This is a genomic window from Brevundimonas sp. (assembly GCF_035935935.1).
GTDB lineage: Bacteria > Pseudomonadota > Alphaproteobacteria > Caulobacterales > Caulobacteraceae > Brevundimonas.
Window position 1 is genome coordinate 13,110 of record NZ_DASYWO010000011.1, and the last position, 18,719, is coordinate 31,828.

Annotated in this window: 20 protein-coding genes; 9 read left to right on the forward strand and 11 right to left on the reverse strand. The window is 68.9% G+C overall.

Going from position 1 to position 18,719, the window contains the following annotated elements; translation table 11 throughout:
- Positions 1 to 32: 32 nt before the first annotated feature.
- Entirely contained in the window at positions 33 to 590 is a 558-nt protein-coding gene (gene hslV, locus VGR32_RS11365) for an ATP-dependent protease subunit HslV (protein WP_327450725.1), read from the reverse strand.
- 140 nt (positions 591 to 730) lie between these two features.
- On the opposite strand from hslV, the gene VGR32_RS11370 reads away from it, so the two are divergent.
- Both VGR32_RS11370 and VGR32_RS11375 read left to right on the forward strand, forming a co-directional pair.
- Positions 731 to 1,120: a BLUF domain-containing protein gene (locus tag VGR32_RS11370; protein WP_327450727.1), complete on the forward strand. Its 390-nt coding sequence runs from the start codon at positions 731 to 733 to the stop codon at positions 1,118 to 1,120.
- Between the two features lie 31 nt (positions 1,121 to 1,151).
- On the forward strand, positions 1,152 to 1,889 hold the full coding sequence (locus tag VGR32_RS11375; RefSeq protein WP_327450729.1) for a HesA/MoeB/ThiF family protein: 738 nt from the start codon (positions 1,152 to 1,154) through the stop codon (positions 1,887 to 1,889).
- Here the strand turns inward: VGR32_RS11375 and VGR32_RS11380 are convergent.
- Positions 1,886 to 2,863, reverse strand: coding sequence for a D-glycerate dehydrogenase (locus VGR32_RS11380; RefSeq protein WP_327450731.1), 978 nt, complete (start codon positions 2,861 to 2,863; stop codon positions 1,886 to 1,888). The genes VGR32_RS11375 and VGR32_RS11380 overlap by 4 nt on opposite strands.
- A gap of 42 nt (positions 2,864 to 2,905) precedes the next feature.
- On the opposite strand from VGR32_RS11380, the gene VGR32_RS11385 reads away from it, so the two are divergent.
- The 3 genes from VGR32_RS11385 (at position 2,906) to fabB (ending at position 5,329) form a co-directional block, all read left to right on the forward strand.
- A complete protein-coding gene (locus VGR32_RS11385; RefSeq protein WP_327450733.1) occupies positions 2,906 to 3,460 on the forward strand; it encodes an SH3 domain-containing protein in 555 nt (184 codons plus the stop codon).
- A 49-nt stretch (positions 3,461 to 3,509) separates the two neighbouring features.
- On the forward strand, positions 3,510 to 4,037 hold the full coding sequence (fabA, locus tag VGR32_RS11390) for a 3-hydroxyacyl-[acyl-carrier-protein] dehydratase FabA (protein ID WP_327451011.1): 528 nt from the start codon (positions 3,510 to 3,512) through the stop codon (positions 4,035 to 4,037).
- A 62-nt stretch (positions 4,038 to 4,099) separates the two neighbouring features.
- A complete protein-coding gene (fabB, locus tag VGR32_RS11395) occupies positions 4,100 to 5,329 on the forward strand; it encodes a beta-ketoacyl-ACP synthase I (RefSeq protein WP_327450735.1) in 1,230 nt (409 codons plus the stop codon).
- A 4-nt stretch (positions 5,330 to 5,333) separates the two neighbouring features.
- Here the strand turns inward: fabB and VGR32_RS11400 are convergent, their stop codons facing one another.
- Entirely contained in the window at positions 5,334 to 6,941 is a 1,608-nt protein-coding gene (locus VGR32_RS11400) for an ATP-binding protein (RefSeq protein ID WP_327450737.1), read from the reverse strand.
- Positions 6,942 to 7,137: 196 nt separating this feature from the next.
- Here VGR32_RS11400 and VGR32_RS11405 point away from each other — a divergent pair, with 196 nt between their 5' ends.
- Positions 7,138 to 8,391 carry a cation:proton antiporter gene (locus tag VGR32_RS11405; protein WP_327450739.1) on the forward strand — a complete coding sequence of 418 codons (1,254 nt, stop codon included), beginning with the start codon at positions 7,138 to 7,140 and terminating at the stop codon, positions 8,389 to 8,391.
- A gap of 126 nt (positions 8,392 to 8,517) precedes the next feature.
- The gene (locus VGR32_RS11410) at positions 8,518 to 9,315 is read left to right on the forward strand and encodes an enoyl-ACP reductase FabI (protein WP_414642919.1); all 798 of its coding nucleotides are present in this window, start codon (positions 8,518 to 8,520) and stop codon (positions 9,313 to 9,315) included.
- A gap of 3 nt (positions 9,316 to 9,318) precedes the next feature.
- Here the strand turns inward: VGR32_RS11410 and VGR32_RS11415 are convergent, their stop codons facing one another.
- The 5 genes from VGR32_RS11415 to ffh form a co-directional block, all read right to left on the reverse strand.
- Positions 9,319 to 9,534 carry a KTSC domain-containing protein gene (locus VGR32_RS11415; RefSeq protein ID WP_327450743.1) on the reverse strand — a complete coding sequence of 72 codons (216 nt, stop codon included), beginning with the start codon at positions 9,532 to 9,534 and terminating at the stop codon, positions 9,319 to 9,321.
- A gap of 35 nt (positions 9,535 to 9,569) precedes the next feature.
- Positions 9,570 to 10,532 (reverse strand): malate dehydrogenase, encoded by a 963-nt coding sequence (gene mdh / locus VGR32_RS11420; RefSeq protein ID WP_327450745.1) that lies wholly within the window; start codon positions 10,530 to 10,532, stop codon positions 9,570 to 9,572.
- A gap of 72 nt (positions 10,533 to 10,604) precedes the next feature.
- Positions 10,605 to 11,132 (reverse strand): ribosome maturation factor RimM, encoded by a 528-nt coding sequence (rimM, locus tag VGR32_RS11425; protein WP_327450747.1) that lies wholly within the window; start codon positions 11,130 to 11,132, stop codon positions 10,605 to 10,607.
- 72 nt (positions 11,133 to 11,204) lie between these two features.
- Positions 11,205 to 11,819 carry a 30S ribosomal protein S16 gene (rpsP, locus tag VGR32_RS11430; RefSeq protein ID WP_327450749.1) on the reverse strand — a complete coding sequence of 205 codons (615 nt, stop codon included), beginning with the start codon at positions 11,817 to 11,819 and terminating at the stop codon, positions 11,205 to 11,207.
- Positions 11,820 to 11,844: 25 nt separating this feature from the next.
- A complete protein-coding gene (gene ffh / locus VGR32_RS11435; protein WP_327450751.1) occupies positions 11,845 to 13,374 on the reverse strand; it encodes a signal recognition particle protein in 1,530 nt (509 codons plus the stop codon).
- A gap of 322 nt (positions 13,375 to 13,696) precedes the next feature.
- Between ffh and VGR32_RS11440 the strand changes: the two genes are divergently transcribed.
- Positions 13,697 to 14,017, forward strand: a complete 321-nt coding sequence (locus VGR32_RS11440) for a UrcA family protein (RefSeq protein ID WP_327450753.1) — start codon at positions 13,697 to 13,699, stop codon at positions 14,015 to 14,017.
- Between the two features lie 153 nt (positions 14,018 to 14,170).
- Here the strand turns inward: VGR32_RS11440 and VGR32_RS11445 are convergent, their stop codons facing one another.
- On the reverse strand, positions 14,171 to 16,342 hold the full coding sequence (locus tag VGR32_RS11445; protein WP_327450755.1) for a M3 family metallopeptidase: 2,172 nt from the start codon (positions 16,340 to 16,342) through the stop codon (positions 14,171 to 14,173).
- Positions 16,343 to 16,466: 124 nt separating this feature from the next.
- Between VGR32_RS11445 and VGR32_RS11450 the strand changes: the two genes are divergently transcribed.
- Positions 16,467 to 17,327, forward strand: a complete 861-nt coding sequence (locus VGR32_RS11450) for a glutamate racemase (protein ID WP_327450757.1) — start codon at positions 16,467 to 16,469, stop codon at positions 17,325 to 17,327.
- On the opposite strand, the gene VGR32_RS11455 is transcribed toward VGR32_RS11450, so the two are convergent.
- Positions 17,324 to 17,857: a carboxymuconolactone decarboxylase family protein gene (locus VGR32_RS11455; RefSeq protein WP_327450759.1), complete on the reverse strand. Its 534-nt coding sequence runs from the start codon at positions 17,855 to 17,857 to the stop codon at positions 17,324 to 17,326. The genes VGR32_RS11450 and VGR32_RS11455 overlap by 4 nt on opposite strands.
- A 79-nt stretch (positions 17,858 to 17,936) precedes the next feature.
- Entirely contained in the window at positions 17,937 to 18,491 is a 555-nt protein-coding gene (locus VGR32_RS11460) for a peroxiredoxin (RefSeq protein ID WP_327450761.1), read from the reverse strand.
- Positions 18,492 to 18,719: the final 228 nt, after the last annotated feature.

Consider the following 18,719-nt stretch of genomic DNA (forward strand, 5'->3'; position numbering starts at 1 on the left):
GAGCCCACTGTCAGGTGAATTCGTCGTAGGACTCAGCCCTCCAGCGTCTCCACCGTCAGGTTGCCGTTGGTGTAGACGCAGACCTCCGCCGCGATCGCCATGGACTTGCGGGCGATGGTTTCGGCGTCGAGGTCGGAGTTGTCCAGGAGGGCCCGTGCGGCGGCGAGGGCATAATTCCCGCCGGATCCGACCGCGGCGACGCCGTGCTCGGGCTCCAGGACGTCGCCCACGCCCGTCACGGTGTAGATGGAGGTCCGGTCGGCGACCAGGAGCATCGCCTCCAGCCGCCGCAGGTACCGGTCGGTCCGCCAATCCTTGGCCAGGTCGACGCAGGCGCGAGCAAGCTGGTCGGGAAATTGCTCCAGCTTGGCCTCCAGTCGCTCGATCAGGGTGAGGGCGTCGGCCGTGGCCCCGGCGAATCCGGCCAGCACCTTGCCACCGGCCAGCACCCGCACCTTGCGCGCCGATCCCTTGACGATGGTGGGGCCCATGGAGACCTGACCGTCCCCGGCGATCACGGTGCGCCCGTCCCTGCGCACCGCCAGAATGGTGGTGCCGTGCCAGTCGGGGAAGATTGTGGAACTCGTCATCCGCCGCAGATGGCGACAGAAATGCGGCGCATCAAGCGAAAGCTGTGCGATTTCAGCGTCACGTATAAGTCATATTTCGACCACTGTAACCCGTTACACGGACACATTCCACCCAAGAATATCCCCTTCAGGGAAATGGAATGCTGCGACGCGTCGTCTACACGAGCCGATCGATCGGCGGAGCCGGGCTCAGCACCGTGTCGCTGGCGCATATCCTGGGCGCGGGTGAGCGCAACAACCGCCGAGACCAGATCACCAGCGGTCTGGTGGTGCACGGCGATCGCATTCTGCAGGCGCTGGAGGGGCCGGCTAACGAAGTCGGCCGGACGCTGGCCCGCGTGCAGGCCGATCCCCGGCACACCGATGTGGAGATCCTCGTCGACACGACGACGACGCGCCGCGTGACCGGCGAGGCGATCGCCCTGTGCGACGACCCTGAGGCTTTCCTGAGGGCCGTGAGCCTGCCGTGCCTGTCCCTGATGACCGCCGAGGTCGCGGAGGCCTTCGTGGAACGACGTCTGGCTGCGTGACGGCGCCGGTCCCGCGCCCTATGTCGGAGCGGTGAGCCTCAACGACGACGAGATCGAGCGCTACGCGCGGCACCTGATGCTGGCCGAGGTCGGCGGCGTGGGACAGCGCCGGCTGAAAGCCGCGAGGATCGCGGTCGTCGGCGTCGGCGGTGTCGGCGGTCCGGCTGCGATGGATCTGGCCGCGGCTGGCGTGGGCGCGCTGAGGCTTATCGATCCCGACGCCGTGTCGCTTTCCAACCTGCAACGTCAGGTGCAGTTCGCCACCGCCGACGTGGGCCGGAGCAAGGTCGCGGCGGCCGCGGAGCGGCTGGTGGCGCTCAATCCTCACGTGACGATCGAGCCGCGGCGCGAGGCGCTGACGCCGGAAACGGCCGAGGGCCTGCTGCATGGCTGCGACGTGGTGATCGACGGGACCGACGACTTCGAGGTTCGTCGGGCCGTCAACGCCGTCTGTCTGTCGCTTGACGTGCCGCTCGTGTCCGGGGCCATCGGCCGGTGGGGCGGTCAGGTCGGAGTTTTCACCGGTAGGCCCTGCTGGGCCTGCCTTGTGCCCGCAGCGCCGCCCGAGGCTGAGACCTGCGCCCGCGTCGGGGTGATCGGGGCGTTGGCCGGGGTGGTCGGCAGCCTGAGCGCGCTGGAAGCCGTCAAGCTGATCGCCGGCGCGGGCGAGCCGCTGACCGGGCGGCTGCTGGTGTTCGACGGGCTGACGGGCACGGCGCGGACGGTGCGGATCGCGGCGGACCCGCACTGCCAGGTCTGCGGAGCCTAGGTCAGCACACGATCCGGGGGGCGGTGGCCGTTGGCGAACGTCATGACGTTCAGGATCACGCGGTCGCCCATGTCCTGGCGCGACTCGACGGTTGCGGAGCCCAGGTGGGGCAGGAGCACGGCGCGGGGGTGGCGCAACAGGTCGGGGTGGACGGCAGGTTCGTGCTCGAACACGTCCAGCCCGGCGCCGCCGAGGCGGTTTTCGATCAGGGCCCGCGCCAGCGCCGCCTCGTCGATCAGCTCTCCCCGGGCGGTGTTCACCAGAATGGCGTGGGGCTGCAGCCGCGACAGGCGCTCGGCGGATACGATGTGCCGGGTTTCCGCCGTGGCGGGCGTGTTCAGCGAAATCACGTCCATGCGCGGCAGCATGGCGTCCAGATCGTCCCACCAGGTGACGCCCAGCTCCTCTTCGATCATCGCGCTGAGCTGGCGACGGTTGTGATAGTGCACCTGCAGGCCGAAGGCCCGGGCCCGGCGGGCCAGCGCCTGACCGATGCGGCCCATGCCGACGATCCCCAGCCGCTTGCCCCATAACTTGCGGCCCATCATCCAGGTCGGGGTCCAGCCCTCGAACCGGCCTTCCCTCAGCGCTTCAGCGCCTTCGACCACGCGGCGGGAGACGGCGAGGATCAACGTCATGGCCAGATCGGCGGTGTCCTCGGTCAGCACGCCGGGTGTGTTGGTCACCAGGATGCCGCGCGCCTGGGCCGCCGCCACGTCGACGTGTTCCGTGCCCGCGCCGAAGTTGGCGATCATCTTCAGCGTGTCGGGCGCGCCGTCGATCAGCTCCGCGTCCACGCGGTCGGTGATGGTCGGCACCAGCACGTCGGACGAGGCCATGGCCTGCGCCAGCTCCTGCCGCGACATGGGCCGGTCGGTCAGGTTCAGCCGGGCGTCGAAAAGTTCGCGCATTCGCGTCTCGACCGCGTCCGGCAGCCGGCGGGTTAAGGTGACCTTAAGGCTGCGGGCGGACATCTGGCGGCTGATTCCCTTCCCGGAGAGCGCTACGTGACGCTCGTGACGCTTAGCAAAGCCCTCGGCGCGATCAAACGTCCGACGCTGCTGCTCGGCTGCGCGCTGCTGGCGGGGGCGGCGACGACCATGCCTGACGGACGGCCGACCCCGACGGGCTTCGAAGTGCCCCGCTGGATCGCCCTGAGTTCCAAGGAGGTCTATGGCCGCCGCGGCCCGGGAACGGACCATCCGATCCTATGGAAATACACGGCGCGTGGCCTGCCCGTGCAGGTCATCGCCGAGACGCGCGAGTGGCGGAAGGTCTGTGATCCGGAGGGATCCGTGGTGTGGATCCATCGCACCGTCACCAGCGGGCGGCGGCGCGTGTTCAACATGGGCGCAGAGTCCGTCCCGATCCACGCGGGGCGCGACGCGGGATCCTCCGTCAAGGCACGGCTGGGTCCACGCAGCCTGATCTCGGCCGACGACTGCCAGGACGGCTGGTGCAAGGTCCGCGACGGCCGGCTGAAGGGCTGGGTTCAGGAGAGTGCGGTGTTCGGCACCGCGCCCCGCGCCCAGTGCGATTGGCGCCGCCCGGCGGGCCCCGCCGCCGGTTGACCGCGCCCGCCCGGCGGCGCAAACCCGCCGCATGAGCACCGCGACCCCGATGTCGGACCCGGCGAACCGCCGGTCCAGCTACACCTACGACGAGCTTCTGGCCTCGGGCCGCGGCGAGCTTTTCGGGCCCGGCAACGCCCAGCTGCCGGCGCCGCCGATGCTGATGTTCGACCGCATCGTCCACATCGACGACGTGGGCGGCGCGCACGGCAAGGGCCGCATCGAGGCTGAATTGGACGTCCGTCCGGACCTCTGGTTCTTCCAGTGCCACTTCATCGGCGATCCGGTGATGCCGGGCTGCCTGGGCCTGGACGCCATGTGGCAGCTGGTCGGATTCTACCTCGGCTGGATCGGCGGTCCCGGGAAGGGCCGGGCACTCGGCGTGGGCGAGGTGAAATTCACGGGGCAGGTGCTGCCCGACGTGAAGAAGGTCACCTACAAGATCGAGCTCAAGCGCGTGATCAACCGCAAGCTGGTCATGGGCATCGCCGACGGGGTTCTCGAAGCCGACGGCGTCCCCATCTATACCGCCACCGACATGCGGGTGGGCCTGTTCGGCGCGACCGGGCAGGACTGAGCGCGTTAAGGGGCCAGTCGCCGCAGAGCGACGGCTCGATCGAAGACCGAAGGGACTGAAACATGCGGCGCGTCGTCGTCACCGGACTGGGCATCGTCTCCTCCATCGGCACCGGCCAGGACGAGGTCGCGGCTTCGCTGCGGGAGGCGAAGTCCGGCGTGAAGTTCGCGCCCGACCACGCCGAGCACGGCTTTCGGTCGCAGGTCTGGGCGCCGCCTGCCCTGGGGCACACGGCAGAGGACTGGGCGCCGCTGGTCGATCGCCGCGCCGCCCGCTTCCTGGCAAACGGCACGGCATGGGGCCACATCGCCTTCGAGGAGGCGCTGAAGGACGCGGGCATGACGCCCGACGAGATCAAGGACGAGCGCATCGGCCTGATCGTCGGCGAGGGCGGTCCCTCGACGCAGGTCATCCTGCAGGCGGCCGAGACGACCAGGGAGAAGGGCTCGCCGAAACGCATCGGCCCGTTCGCCGTGCCCAAGGCCATGGCGTCGGGCCCCTCGGCCGTCCTGGCGACGTGGTTCGAGCTGAAGGGCATCAACTATTCGATCAGCTCGGCCTGTGCGACCAGCGCCCACTGCATCGGCGCGGCGGCCGAACAGATCGCCTGGGGCAAGCAGGACGTCGTCTTCGCCGGCGGCTGCGAGGACATCGATTGGTCCATGTCGAACATGTTCGACGCGATGGGCGCCATGTCTTCGAACTTCAACGACACGCCCGAGAAGGCCAGCCGCGCCTACGACAAGGACCGCGACGGCTTCGTCATCGCCGGCGGGGCGGGCATCGTCGTGCTGGAGGAATACGAGCGGGCGAAGGCGCGCGGCGCGACCATCTATGCCGAGGTCGCCGGCTACGGCGCCAACTCCGACGGCTACGACATGGTCGCCCCCTCGGGCGAGGGCGCGGCGCGCTGCATGCGCATCGCGCTGGAGATGGCCGGCAATCCGAAGATCGACTACCTGAACCCGCACGGCACCTCGACGCCCGTCGGCGACAGCAAGGAGATGGGCGCGGTGCGCGAGGTCTTCGGCGACGACCTGCCCATGATCTCCTCGACCAAATCGCTGACGGGCCACAGCCTCGGCGCGGCGGGCGTGCAGGAGTCGATCTACTGTCTGCTGATGATGAAGCACGGCTTCGCCGCCGAGAGCGCGCACATCGAGAACCTGGACCCCGAGTTCGAGGGCATGCCGATCCTGCGCGCCCGCAAGGACGGGCCGCTGACGCACGTGATGTCGAACAGCTTCGGCTTCGGCGGCACGAACGGCACGCTGATCCTGTCGAAGATCTGACTCCTCACGCCGCGGCGCGGCCGGCCTGTTCGGGCGGCGTCAGCACACGGCGGATGGCGTCCAGCAGGACGTCCGGCTGGATCGGTTTCTGCACGACGCCGTCCATGCCGGCGGCCAGATAGGTCTCGGCGTCACGGTCGTCGGCATTGGCGGTCAGGGCGAGGATGGGCAGAAGGCCCGCGGGCCCCGACAGGGCGCGGACGGCGCGCGTGGCCTCCACCCCGTCCATGACCGGCATCTTGATGTCCATGAGGACGAGGTCGTACGGCCGGACCTGAACGGCCTGCAGCGCGGCTGCGCCGTCTTCGACCACGTCGGCGGTGCAGCCGAACATCTCCAGCAGCCTGACGGCGAGGAAGCGGTTGGTGGCGTTGTCGTCGGCGACCAGCACGTGAATCGTCTCGTGCGGGGTCGGCGCGGCCATGGTGGATTCGCTGGCCGCCTCCACCTCCACCGCAGGGGCAGAGACCGAGAAGACGAAGCGGGCCCCGCCCGAGGGACTGGTCGCCAGCGCGATCGATCCGCCCATCCGATCCACGATCTGGCGGCAGATGGCCAGCCCAAGGCCGGCGCCGGCGCTGGATCGACCCGCATTGCCTGTGTTGAACGGCTCGAAGATGGTCGCCGCGGCGGTTTCCGGAACGCCGGGCCCGCTGTCGTCGACCGTGGCGGTCAGGCGTACGTCGTCGCCGACCGGCTCGGCCACAAGGGTCACCCGCACGCTGCCCGCTTCGGTGAATTTGATCGCGTTGCCGATCAGGTTGTTGAACAGCTGCTTCAGCCTGACGCCGTCAGCCTGCATTCCGTCGCGCACGTCGACCTGGGCGTCGACGTCCAGCGAAAGCCCCTTCTCCTCGGCACGGGGGCGCCACAGCCGGTCCAGGTCGCCGGCCAGCTCGGACAGGCTGAGCGGCGCGGGTTCGAGCGCGAGCAGTCCGGCCTCGGCGCGCGACATGTCCAGGGCGTCGGTCAGCAGGCGCAGCAGGCCCTGGCCGGACGAGACGATGGTCTCGACGTGCGGCCGCAGCTCCTCCTGCGTCAGCAGGCGCTGCATCAGCGCGGCGACGCCCAGCACGCCGTTCAACGGCGTCCGGATTTCGTGACTCATGACCGCCAGGAATTCCGACTTGGCGCGGCTGGAGGCCCGTGCGCGGGCCTCGGCGGCCGCCAGGCCGCGCGCCAGTTCGCCCATTTCCTCCGCGCGGCGGCGATACAGGGCGCTGCCGGCGCGAAGCACCTGAAGGATGGCGCCGACCCCGACGTAACGGCCGTGACCGTCCACGGCGATGAACCCGCCCAGCAGCGACGCCGCTTCGCCGGAATCGACGGTCGAGAAGAAGGCCTCGGCGCCGTCCTCGGCGCGCGCGATCGAGGGCCGGTCGTTCATCAGCGCCGACACCGGGCGCCGTGCGTAGAGCTCCCGGCCGAAGGCGCCGGCCATGGTCAGGGTGAAGGCGTTGCGCTCGATCAGCCCCAGCGGTCGCCGCTCCGGATCGACCACGGCGATGACCAGGGTGTTGGGCTCGGCCAGAAACCGCTCGTACACCTCGGCCCCGCGCGTATCCGGCCCGACCGGCTCCGCCGCTTCGATGTAGTCGCCGATGCGCGCCATGAAGCCTCCCGGGCCCGAGACGCGGCCCTTGCGGAGGGTTAGGCCCGGCCGCTTAACAAGCAGTTGGCGCAGCGTGAAAGTTTTTCAATGAAAACAGCAAAGTAGATCAGCTTACGGAGCGATCGTCACAATCCCGGACCGTCTGAGGGACCTTGTGGGGAACCCGATGTGATCCTACGCCTTCAAGCCGACCTTGATGGAGCGCGCGCTGACCGCCGATCCCTACATCCTGTTCCTGCTGGGGCTCGGACTGGTGATCCTGCTCGTCAGCTGGGCACCGGTGGGGCTGAAGCGGCTGCCGCTGACGCTGGCCATCGTCTGCGTGGCGCTGGGTGTGGCGATCTTCTCGTCCGGGCTTCTGGCCTTCGATCCCGATCCCCGGACATGGGACACGGTCACCGAAAAGCTGACCGAGGCGGTGGTGATCATCAGCCTGATGGGCTGCGGACTGAAGCTGGATCGCAAGATCGGGTGGAAGCGCTGGGGCGTGACGTGGCGGCTGCTGGCGGTGGCCATGCCCGTGACGATCGCGGCGGGAACGGCCCTCGGCATATGGGGGCTGGGTTTCGCCTTGCCGATGGCGCTGCTGTTCGGCGCGGCCCTGGCCCCCACCGATCCGGTGCTGGCGTCCGACGTGCAGGTAGGCCCGCCCGGCTCGGGCGAGGAGGACGAGGTGCGGTTCGGGCTGACGTCCGAGGCGGGTCTGAACGACGCCCTGGCCTTTCCCTTCGTGCATCTGGCCATCCTGGCGTCGCTGGGCGGTCTGGCGTCGCAACAGGCGCTGCTGGACTGGGGTCTGGTCAAGCTGGGGTGGAAGATCCTGGCGGGCGTCGGCGCGGGTTGGCTGGTCGGGGCCGCGTTCGGCTGGATGCTGTTCCGGGATTCGAAGCGGAAGCTGTCGCATCTCGGCGACGGGCTGATCGCGCTGGCCGCGACCTTCATCGCCTACGCCGCGACGGAACTGGCGCACGGCTATGGCTTCCTGGCCGTGTTCGCCGCCGCCGTGACCATGCGCAACTGGGAACGGGACCATGACTTCCACGAGGAGATGCACGACCTGTCGGACCAGATCGAGCGGCTGCTGATGATGCTGCTCCTTGTGCTGTTCGGCGGGGCGATCGCCAACGGGCTGCTGGCCGGTCTGACCTGGATCGACGCGGCGGTCGGCCTGGTGATCCTGTTCGTCGTGCGGCCTGTGGCCGGCTTGCTGTCGCTGATCGGCGCGCCGCAGCCGTTTCGCGAGAAGGTGCTGCTGGCCTTCCTCGGGATCCGCGGCGTGGGCACGATCTACTACGTCGCCTACGCGCTGAACCACGGCCGCTTCGGCGACAGCGAGCGGTTGTGGGCGGTGATCGGCTTCATCATTCTGGCGTCGATCATCGTTCACGGGGTCACCGCGACGCCGCTGCTGGAGCGGCTCACGAAGTGGCGGACGTCTAGGGCGGGCTGACTTTCGCGGCGCGGCGCGGGCTGCTACCCCGCACACACCGCACATATGCGGCCTCACGCAGCGAGCGACCGCGTCGCGAGCGGCAGGCCGACAAAGGAGACTCTCATGGCCGAATCCAGCTGGAACATGCCGACCGGCGAGCTGATGAAGGGCAAGAAGGGCCTGATCATGGGGGTGGCGAACGCCAACTCCATCGCCTGGGGCATCGCCCAGCAGCTGGCCGCGCAAGGGGCGGAGCTGGCCTTCACCTATCTGGGCGAGGGTCTGGAGCGCCGCGTGCGCCCCTTGGCCGAAAGCGTCGGCGCCAAGCTGCTGGTCCCCGCCGACGTCACCGACGACGCCTCGATGGACGCCCTGTTCGCCGAGCTGGAAACGACCTTCGGCACGCTGGACTTCGTGGTCCACTCCGTCGCCTTCGCCAACAAGAACGAGCTTCAGGGATCGTTCGTCGACAACACCACGCGCGACAGCTTCCTGCTGGCCATGAACATCTCGGTGTTCAGCTTCGTGGACGTGTCGAAGCGGGCGGCGAAGCTGATGCCGAACGGCGGGTCGATCGTGACCATGACCTATCTGGGGTCGGAGCGCGCCATTCCGAACTACAACACCATGGGCGTGGCCAAGGCCGGGCTGGAGGCCGCGACCCGCTACGTCGCGCGCGACCTGGGGCCCAAGGGCATCCGCGTGAACGCCATCTCGGCAGGGGCCATGCGGACCCTGTCGCTGGCTGGCATCTCCGGCGGCCGCGGCATGCTCAGCAAGGGCCGCGAGATGAGCGCCATGAAGGAGGACACCAGCATGGAGGGCGTCGCCGGCTGCGCCCTGTGGCTGTGCTCCGACCTGGGCTTCTCCACCACCGGCGAGGTCATCCACGTCGACGCCGGCTTCCACATGATGGGCATGGCTGCGGACGAGGAGGGCTGAGGCTCAGGCCCGGCCTTCGCCCCGCCCCACCCGCCGATACGGAAACGAGTCCCGGATGTGCGGGCCGAAGAAGCGGCCCTTGGACTTCGACGCGCGGAAGTCCTCGACCAGCTCCGGCGGGACTCGCTCATAGTCATAGACGTCGCCGGAGGTGAAGAGGATCCTCAGGCGGCGGGCGTCCGGGTCATAGCGAAAGCTGCGGATGACGCTGGAGGGCATGCCTCTCCAGCGTCTTTCCGCGACTCGGGGTTCCGTCAGGCCAGCGAGGGGTCGGCCTGCTTGCAGGCCTCGATCAGGCCCTGAACCGAGGCGACGGACTTCGCCAGCATCTCCTTCTCGGCGTCGTCGGTGGTAAACTCCACGATCTTCTCGACGCCGCCGGCGCCGATCAGGGCCGGCAGGCCGACGTAGAGGTCGTTCAGGCCGTATTCGCCCGACGCCCAGACGGCGCAGGGCAGAACGCGCTTCTGGTCCAGCAGGTAGGAGCGGGCCATGGCGACCGCCGATTCCGCCGGGGCGTAGAAGGCCGAGCCGGTCTTCAGCAAGGCCACGATCTCGCCGCCGCCCTTGCGGGTGCGCTCGACGATCGCGTCCAGATCGGCCTGCGACAGGAACCCGGCCTTGACCGCGTCGGGCAGGGGCAGACCGCCGACGGTCGAGTGGCGCACCATCGGCACCATGTCGTCGCCGTGACCGCCCAGGGTCCAGGCGTGCACGTCCTGGATCGACACGCCGGTCTTCTCCGCCAGGAAGGCGGCGAAGCGGGCGCTGTCCAGCACGCCGGCCATGCCGACGACCTTCTCCTTGGGCAGGCCCGAGAATTTCTGCAGGGCCCACACCATCGCGTCCAGCGGGTTGGTGATGCAGATGACGAAGGCGTTCGGGGCGTGCGCCCTGATGCCCTCGCCGACCGCCTTCATGACCTTCAGATTGATGCCGATCAGATCGTCGCGGCTCATGCCCGGCTTGCGCGGCACGCCGGCGGTGACGATGCAGACGTCGGCGCTGGCGATGTCGGCATAGTCGTTGGCGCCCTTCAGCGACACGTCCTGACCGAACACGGCCGAGCCCTGGAAGATGTCCAGCGCCTTGCCCTGCGGGGTGCCCTCGGCGATGTCGAACAGGATCACGTCGCCCAGCGCCTCGCGCGCGCAGACGTGGGCCAGGGTGCCGCCGATCATGCCGGCGCCGATGAGGGCGATCTTGGCGCGTGCCATCAGGGAAGTCTCCGAAGGTTCGATGGGGAGGATGCGCGCGGGTCTAGACCCCGTGCGGGCGACCCGCAAGGCTCACTCCGGCTCCCGTTCGTCCACCTCTTCCGGGCGGATCGCGCGCAGCCAGCGGTCGGCCACGCGGACCTCGGGCACGGCGTCGCGGGTGAAGGGCAGGTACCAGGTCGGGCCGCCCTCCGCCGGCGCGATCTCCAGCATGTCGCCGGCGCCGAAATTGGGCACCGACTTGACCGTGCCGATCACGCGGTCGTCGGCGTCGCGGGCGGACAGGCCGATCAGGTCGGTCAGATAGAACTCGTCCTCGTCCTCGGGCGGGGGCAGTCGGTCGCGCGGGACGAACAGCTTCAGCCCGCGCAGGGCGTCGGCCTGTTCCTTGGTGGCGATCTCCTTGGCCCGGCCCACGATCGCCGTCTTCTCGGGCCGGCCGGAGGTCAGGGTCAGGCCGACGGAGCCGTCGGCGCGCAGCAGGGGACCATAGGCGACCAGCGCCATGGGATCCGCCGTCCAGGCGGTGACGCGCACCTCGCCCTTCACGCCGAATCCGCCGGCGACCTGGGCGACGAGGATGAGGTTCTGATCGGTCATGCGACGCGCCGGATAGCAGAAAGGGCGACGCCAAACGACGCCGCCCCTTCAATCTCCGGAGAGATGAGGCGATCAGGCCTCGGTCTTCTCTTCCTCGTTCGCCTCGGCGGCCGGGGCTTCTTCGGTCGCTTCCGCAGCCGGAGCTTCCTCGGCGGCGGCTTCGGCCGGGGTTTCTTCCGCGGCGGCTTCGGTGGCCGGAGCCTCCTCGGTCACTTCAGGCTCGGGCTCGGGCGCCGGAGCGTTCTTGGCGGCCTCGGCGGCGGCGGCGGCCTCTTCCTTGGCGCGGGCGGCGGCTTCGGCGGCGTCGGCCTTGGCCTGGGCTTCGGCTTCCAGTCGGTCGGCTTCACGCTGGGCGCGCTCGGCGGCGCGCTCCTGAGCCTTCTTGCCCGGCTCGGCCTTCTTCATGTTCTGGCCCTGCGTCCACTTGACCTTACCGGCCAGGGCCTCGTCCTGAGACAGGAAGCGCGCGACGCGGTCGGTCGGCTGGGCGCCCTTGCCCAGCCATTCGGCGATGCGGTCGGTCTTCAGGTTGACGCGCTTCTGCTCGCCGTCGCGCGGCAGCATCGGGTTGTAGGTGCCGACGCGCTCGATGAACTTGCCGTCGCGCGGCGAGTGGGAGTCGGCGACGACGATGTAGTAGTAGGGGCGCTTCTTGGCGCCGCCGCGGGCCAGACGGATCTTCAGCATTTTCGGTCTCTTTCTCTAGTCGGTCTTATTTCTTGGGAGGGAAGCCCGGCAGACCCGGAAGGCCCCCCGGAAGTTGTCCGCCGCCCAGCCCGGCGAGCCGGTCCTGGATGGCTTTCAGTTCGTCGGCCGAGGGTTCGGGCATCTTGCCGCCGCCCATCGCCTTGAGGCGCGCCATGTCGGGGCCGCCCATGCCGCCGGGGCCGCCGCCGAGGCCGCCCAGCATGGCGGCCATCTGCTGCATCTTTTTCGGCCCGCCGCGCGACAGGGACTTCACCATGTCGGCCATCTGACGGTGCTGCTTCAGCACGCGGTTGACCTCCTGCACCTCGACGCCGGCGCCGGCCGCGATGCGGCGCTTGCGGCTGGCGTTCAGCAGGTCGGGTTTCTTGCGCTCCAGCTTCGTCATCGAGGAGATGATGGCTTCCTGACGCGCGATCATGCGGTCGTCGACGCCGCTGTCGGCCATCTGGGCCTTCATCTTCGCCACGCCGGGCAGCATGCCCATGATGCCCTGAAGCCCGCCCATACGCTTCATCTGCTGAAGCTGGCCCATCAGGTCGTCCAGATCGAACTGGCCCTTGGCCAGCTTCCTGGCCATCTTCTCGGCCTTGGCCTGATCCAGCTCCTGACTGGCCTTTTCGACCAGGGCGACGATGTCGCCCTGACCCAGGATGCGGCCGGCGACGCGGCGGGCGTCGAACACGTCCAGCGCGTCGACCTTCTCCCCGGCGCCCAGGTACTTGATCGGCAGGCCGGTGACGGCGCGCATCGACAGCATGGCGCCGCCGCGGCCGTCGCCGTCCGCGCGCGTCAGGACCAGACCGGTCAGCGGCAGGCGCTCGTGGAAGGCCTTGGCGGTGCGCACGGCGTCCTGACCGGTCAGGCTGTCGGCCACCAGCAGGGTCTCGACCGGCTTCGACACGGCGGCGACCTCGGCCACCTCGGCCATCAGGCCTTCGTCCAGCGTGATGCGACCGGCGGTGTCGAGGATCAGGACGTCGAAGCCCTGCAGCTTCGCCGACTGCAGGGCGCGTTTGGTGATCTGGACCGCGCTCTCGCCCGCCACGATCGGCAGGGTGGCGACTTCGATCTGCTTGCCGAGCGTGGCCAGCTGCTCCATCGCCGCCGGGCGCCGGGTGTCCAGCGAGGCCATCATGACCTTCTTGCGATCGAACTTCGTCAGCCGCAGCGCCAGCTTGGCCGAGGTCGTCGTCTTGCCCGAGCCCTGCAGGCCGGCCATCAGCACGACGGCGGGGGGCGTCGCGTTCGTGTTGAGGGGAACCGGCGCCTCGCCGCCCAGCATCTCGATCAGGCCGTCGTAGACGATCTTGACCACCTGATCGGCCGGCTTGACCGAGCGGATGACTTCCTCGCCAGTGGCGCGCTGGGTGGCGAAGGCGATGAAGTCCTTGACGACGGGCAGGGCGACGTCGGCCTCGAGCAGGGCGACGCGCACCTCGCGCATCGCCTCGGCCACGTCCTTATCGGACAGGGCGCCGCGGCCGGTGATCCGGTCGAAGACGCCTGTCAGCCGCTCGTTCAGAGCCTCGAACATCCAAACCCTTTCAGGGCGCAAAACGACCTCAGCCCCAGTGGACGTATGACGTCGACTGGGGTCCTCCCCATCCTCGTCCCGGTGATGATCGGGGGTCGTGATGGGGGAGGCGCGAGGGAAATTGCGCCGGAAGCGGCGGCTTATGGCGGAAAAGCCGCGCCAAGACAAGGCGAGGGCGACGACGTGGCTGATCGACGTTCAGCTTTCGCCGAATTCACCCGGCGTCACCATTCCGCCCTGGGATTCGCAACATGCCGCAATGAAGCGTCGCCATTGAAGCGGGGTCGCCGGCAAGAGCGACGCATCCTCTCAGGAGACCCCGATGAAGACGCTGATCCTGGCCGCCGCGGCGGCCCTGACCCTGACCGCTCCCGCCATGGCCGCCGACCCGCTGCGCATCTCCCTGGCCGACCTGGACCTCGGCACGGCCTCCGGCGCGGCTCTGCTGGACGCGCGCATCGACGCCGCCGCCGACGCCCTGTGCCACGACGCCCGTCGTCCGGGCAGTCGGCTGTCGGACCGCGCGTACTGCGAGGCCGGCGTGCGGGAAGAGGTGATGGCCGCCCTGCCGCTGCGCGCCCGTGCGGACTATGTGCGCGCCACCGACCTGCTGTCCGCTCAGGTTCCCGCATCGGAGCGGTGATCCCCTGAGGAAATCAAGAAAGGCCCCGACGGGAAACCGCCGGGGCCTTTTTTGGTTTGCGCTACCGCGCGGCTCGCGGAGCCTTGCTGGTTGAGCGCGTTCAGCCGGGCGCCCTCAAGCGGCGAGCGACCGCGTCGCGAACGGCTGGGCCACTCAGGAAGTCGGGAAGCCGCGGACCCTGAGCAGGGCGGCCACGTCCGGATCGCGGCCCCGGAAGCGGCGATAGGCCTCGGCGCGGTCCGTGGTGTTGCCCTCCGCCAGGATGATCTCCTTGTAGCGGCGGCCGATGTCCGGATTGAACACGTCGCCCGATTCCTCGAAGTACGCCCAGGTGTCGGCGTCCATGACCTCGGACCACAGATAGCTGTAGTAGCCGGCCGAGTAGGCGTCGGACGTGAACAGGTGATTGAACTGCGGCAGGCGGTGCCGCATCACGATCTCCTTGGGCATGCCGTAGCGCGCCAGGCTTTCCCGTTCGAAGGCGTCCGGATCCGTCGGCGGCACGGCCTGGGTGTGCAGGTCCATGTCGACCAGCGCCGACGACAGATAGCTGACCGTCGCATAGCCCTGGTTGAATGTGGCCGCGGCCTCGATCTTGTCGACCAGCGACTGCGGCATCGGCTGGCCGGTTTCGACGTGCTTCATGTAGCCGTCGAGGATCGGGCGGCTGAGCACCCAGTGCTCGTGCACCTGCGACGGATACTCCACGTAGTCGCGCGGCGTGCCGGCCAGCGACGGATAGGTCACCTTCGACGACAGGCTGTGCAGGGCGTGGCCGAACTCGTGGAACAGGGTCTCGGCGTCGTCCAGCGAGATCAGCAGCGGGGCGCCGCCTTCGGCCTTGTTGAAGTTGTTGTTGTTCGACGAGAGGACGTTCTTCACGCCGTCGTACGTCGAGTAGCCGCGATAGCTGGTGGCCCAAGCGCCCGAGCGCTTGCCGGTGCGGTTGAAGTCGTCGGAATAGAACAAGCCGACGTGGCTGCCGTCGGACCGGTTCTTGACCTCGAACACCTCGACGTCCGGATGGAAGACCGGAACCGCGCCCCTCGGCAGCTTGACGAAGTCGAAGCCGTACAGCCGGCCGGCCATGTAGAAGGCGCCCTGCTTGACGGCGTTCAGCTCGAAGTACGGCTTGATCTCGTTCTGATCGAGGTCGTACTTCGCCTTACGCACCTTCTCGGCGAAGTAGAGGTAGTCCCACGGCTCGATGTCGTGGCCGGCGATGGCGCGCATGTCCGCCACCTCCTCCGCCACCCGTGCGACGGCCGGACGCCAGACGCGCATCATCAGGTCCATCGCCGCCTCGGGCGTCTTGGCCATGGTGTCCTGCATGCGCCACTCGGCGTGGTTCGCGTAACCGAGCAGGCGGGCGCGCTGGTGGCGCAGGCTCACGATCTCGGCGATCGTCGCATTGGTGTCGTTGGCGTCGCCGTTGTCGCCGCGGTTGACGAACTTGCGCCAGACCGTCTCGCGCATCGCGCGGTCGTCGGCCGTGGTCAGGAAGGGGTCGACGCTGGACCGCGTGTTGACGATGGCCCAGCCGTCGAGGTTCCGGGCCCGGGCCGCCGCGGCCGCCCCGGCCTTGTCCGACGCCGGCAGACCGGCGACGCCGGCCTCGTTCGGGATGTGCGTCCAGGCGTTCTCGTCGGCCACCACCTTCTGGCTGAAGCTGGTGAAGGCGGCCGAGAGGGCCGTGTTGATGCGCCCCAGCTCAGCCTTCTGCGCGGTGCTCAGGGCCGCGCCGCTGCGCACGTACTGATCGCGCGTGCGCTCGGCCAGCCGCTTCTGCTCGGCCGTCAGGCCCATGGCGTCGGCATTGTCGGCGACCGCCTTGAAGCGGGCGAACAGCTTCTCGTTGAAGGTGATCTCGTTCGACGCCTGCGTCAGCAGCGGCGACACCTCGCGCTGCAGCGCCTGATAGTCGGCGGTGCCGATGTTGCCGGTCATGACGCCGAACAGCGACAGCGCGCGGCCAAGCGGCTCGCCCGCCATCTGGTTGGCGACCAGGGTGTTGGCGAAGGTCGGTGGGGCGGGGTTGTCGGCGATCGCGGCGTACTCGGCGCGCTGCAGCTCGATGCCTTCGACGATGGCGGCCTTGAGTTTGTCGGCCGTGACCTTGTCCCACGGGGGCACGCCCTCGTAGGGTCCCGTCCATTCCTGAAGCAGCTCGGCGCGCGGCGTCTGGACCGGCAGGACGGCCCGCGCCTCGGCGGCGTCGGCCTGCAGCGTGGCCGTGGGCGTGCCGGTGGGGCCGGCGCCGGCGGTGGCGCATCCGGTCAGGGCCAGCAGGCTGCCTCCGGCGATCAGGAAATGGCGTCGTTGCATGACGAAAGGTCTCCGCATCTTATTCGGTTGCGGACCTTAGGGCGGCGCGCGCCTGACTGTCACCTGAACGGGCCGTAATGTTCGGCCATGGCGTGCGCGGCCCTTCGTCGCTAAAGGCCGCGGCATGGCCATGGGCGTTTTCGATTCCGGCGTGGGCGGACTGACGGTCCACCGCGAGCTGACACGGCGGTTTCCGGCCGCCGATTTCGTCTATCTGGCCGATCAGGCCATGGCGCCCTACGGAGGCCGCGGGGGCGAGGAGATCGTCGACCTGACCCGTGCCGGTTGCGAGCGTCTGGTCGAGGCCGGAGCCAGCCTGATCGTGCTGGCCTGCAATACCGCCTCGGCCATCGCCCTGCGCCGGCTGCAGCAGACGTGGGTTCCCGAGGTGCGCGCGCGGACCGGCCGACCGGTCAACGTGCTGGGCATCATCGTGCCGACCATCGAAGCGGCCACGGGCCTGCCCTGGACCTATGAGTCCGATCGTCTGCGCGAGGAGGGCGAGAAGCGGGAGTCGCTGGAGATCACCGGCGTCTTCTGCACCGCCGCGACGGCCATGAGCCGGGTGTACGAGATCGAGATCGACAAGCGCCGCGACGATCTGGCCGTCTTCTCCGAGCCCTGCCCGGGACTGGCCGGCCTGATCGAGCTGGGCGCGCCGGACGAGGAGCTGGAGGTGGTCGTCCGCGACCACGTCGACAGCCTGCGCCGCCGCGTCGGCCGCCACCCGGACAAGGCCATCCTCGGCTGCACCCACTATGAGATCGTCGCCGACGTGTTCGCGCGCGAACTGCCCCAGGGGACGCCGCTGATTCACCAGCCTTCGGCGGTCGCGGATGCGCTGGAACGCTACGTGTCGCGCCATCCCGAGTATGACCTCGGTGCGGGGGCCGGGCGGCTTTTCCTGACCACCGGCAAGGCGGGGCCCCAGAGCGAACGCGTGTCGCAGTTCTGGGGCGCCCCGCTGACGTTCGAGCCGGCCTAGGCCGCCAGCGCCGCTTCCGACGCCACGATCCGGCCGGCCGCGTGAACGACCGCGCCGATGCGCAGCGCCGCCTGCACCTGCGCCGCCGGGACCCCGTGCTTGCGCAGTTCCGCCTCGTGCGCGTCCAGGCAGGCGCCGCAGCCGTTGATGGCCGACACGGCCGTGCACCACAGCTCGAAGTCGACCTTCACTACGCCCGGGTTGGCGATGACGTTCATGCGCAGCCGAGCCGGGATCGTCGCGTACTCCTGGTTCTTCATCAGGTGCAGGGCGCGGTAGTAGATGTTGTTCATGCCCATGACGGCGGCGGCGGACTTGGCCGCGTTCATCGCCTCCGGGGTCAGAACGGTCGCGGCCTGGGCCTCGATCAGCTTCACCAGCGGGGCCACGCCGAGAGAATGGGCGGAAGCCAGGAAGCAGCCCCACTTCTGCTGGTCGTTCAGCGTCGTCTCATTGGCGAGCGACGACAGGTTCAGGGAGATGTCCTTGGCGTAGGCCGGGATCAGATCGCGCAGGGCGTCCAGCGACATGGGGTGTTCCTTCAAGTGCAATGAGAAAGGGCGGCGACGGTGACCGCCGCCGCCCTTCATTTCAGTCCTGACGGACGGCTCAGGCCGCCAAGGTCTCGCCGCCGACGGGACGGTTGCAGGCGCACAGCTCGTCGGTCTGCAGGGCGTCGACGACGCGCAGGGTGTCGGCGGGCGCGCGGCCGACGTTCAGGTTGGTGACGTAGACGTGCTGCACGACGTTGTGCGGATCGACCACGAAGGTGGCGCGCAAGGCGACGCCTTCAGACTCGTCGAGCACGCCCAGGGCGCGGGCGAAGACGCCGCCGTTGTCGGCGAACTGCCAGATCGGCAGCTTCGACAGGTCGGCATGGTCGCGCCGCCAGGCCAGCTTGACGAACTCATTGTCCGTAGAGCCGCCCAGGACGACGGTGTCGCGGTCGTCGAAATCGCGGGCCAGCGAGGCGAACTCGGCGATCTCGGTCGGGCACACGAAGGTGAAGTCCTTCGGATAGAAGAAGATGACCTTCCACTTGCCTTCGAAGGAGTCCTTCGTGATCGGCTCGAAGGCCGAGACGCCGTTCTCTTCGTGGCTGTTGAACCCCGGCTTCACGCCGATGATCTTGAAATCAGGCAGGGTCTGGCCGACGCCCAGCATGGTGAACTCCGTTTTCGATGAAGAGGTTCGGCGGGGGAGGCCGCCGTCGGCGCGTAGATGGATTGCTGCGAGTGCGAAGTCAAATGGATCATTTCGCGTCTGCACAAAAGCTGCGCTTATGGGTGATCTATAAGCTGAGCCTTCCCTTGGCATGAGAACTATCGATTTGGCTTTGACGGCTCGGCCGCCCAGCGTGGCGCCTCAACCCTCAGCCGCAAGAGGCCAGTC

Coding starts and splice junctions, on each gene's coding strand:
- mdh (WP_327450745.1), bottom strand. CDS start 10,532: ATGGCACGCGCCAAGATCGCCCTCATCGGCGCCGGCATGATCGGCGGC.
- VGR32_RS11455 (WP_327450759.1), bottom strand. CDS start 17,857: ATGTCGCTGGACGCCCTGCGCGATCTGATCCCGGCCTACGCCAAGGAC.
- fabA (WP_327451011.1), top strand. CDS start 3,510: ATGTCGGACCCGGCGAACCGCCGGTCCAGCTACACCTACGACGAGCTT.
- rimM (WP_327450747.1), bottom strand. CDS start 11,132: ATGACCGATCAGAACCTCATCCTCGTCGCCCAGGTCGCCGGCGGATTC.
- hslV (WP_327450725.1), bottom strand. CDS start 590: ATGACGAGTTCCACAATCTTCCCCGACTGGCACGGCACCACCATTCTG.
- VGR32_RS11370 (WP_327450727.1), top strand. CDS start 731: ATGCTGCGACGCGTCGTCTACACGAGCCGATCGATCGGCGGAGCCGGG.
- VGR32_RS11415 (WP_327450743.1), bottom strand. CDS start 9,534: ATGCCCTCCAGCGTCATCCGCAGCTTTCGCTATGACCCGGACGCCCGC.
- VGR32_RS11405 (WP_327450739.1), top strand. CDS start 7,138: ATGGAGCGCGCGCTGACCGCCGATCCCTACATCCTGTTCCTGCTGGGG.
- VGR32_RS11400 (WP_327450737.1), bottom strand. CDS start 6,941: ATGGCGCGCATCGGCGACTACATCGAAGCGGCGGAGCCGGTCGGGCCG.
- VGR32_RS11445 (WP_327450755.1), bottom strand. CDS start 16,342: ATGCAACGACGCCATTTCCTGATCGCCGGAGGCAGCCTGCTGGCCCTG.
- VGR32_RS11450 (WP_327450757.1), top strand. CDS start 16,467: ATGGCCATGGGCGTTTTCGATTCCGGCGTGGGCGGACTGACGGTCCAC.
- VGR32_RS11410 (WP_414642919.1), top strand. CDS start 8,518: ATGCCGACCGGCGAGCTGATGAAGGGCAAGAAGGGCCTGATCATGGGG.
- VGR32_RS11380 (WP_327450731.1), bottom strand. CDS start 2,863: ATGTCCGCCCGCAGCCTTAAGGTCACCTTAACCCGCCGGCTGCCGGAC.
- ffh (WP_327450751.1), bottom strand. CDS start 13,374: ATGTTCGAGGCTCTGAACGAGCGGCTGACAGGCGTCTTCGACCGGATC.
- VGR32_RS11440 (WP_327450753.1), top strand. CDS start 13,697: ATGAAGACGCTGATCCTGGCCGCCGCGGCGGCCCTGACCCTGACCGCT.
- VGR32_RS11460 (WP_327450761.1), bottom strand. CDS start 18,491: ATGCTGGGCGTCGGCCAGACCCTGCCTGATTTCAAGATCATCGGCGTG.
- fabB (WP_327450735.1), top strand. CDS start 4,100: ATGCGGCGCGTCGTCGTCACCGGACTGGGCATCGTCTCCTCCATCGGC.
- rpsP (WP_327450749.1), bottom strand. CDS start 11,819: ATGCTGAAGATCCGTCTGGCCCGCGGCGGCGCCAAGAAGCGCCCCTAC.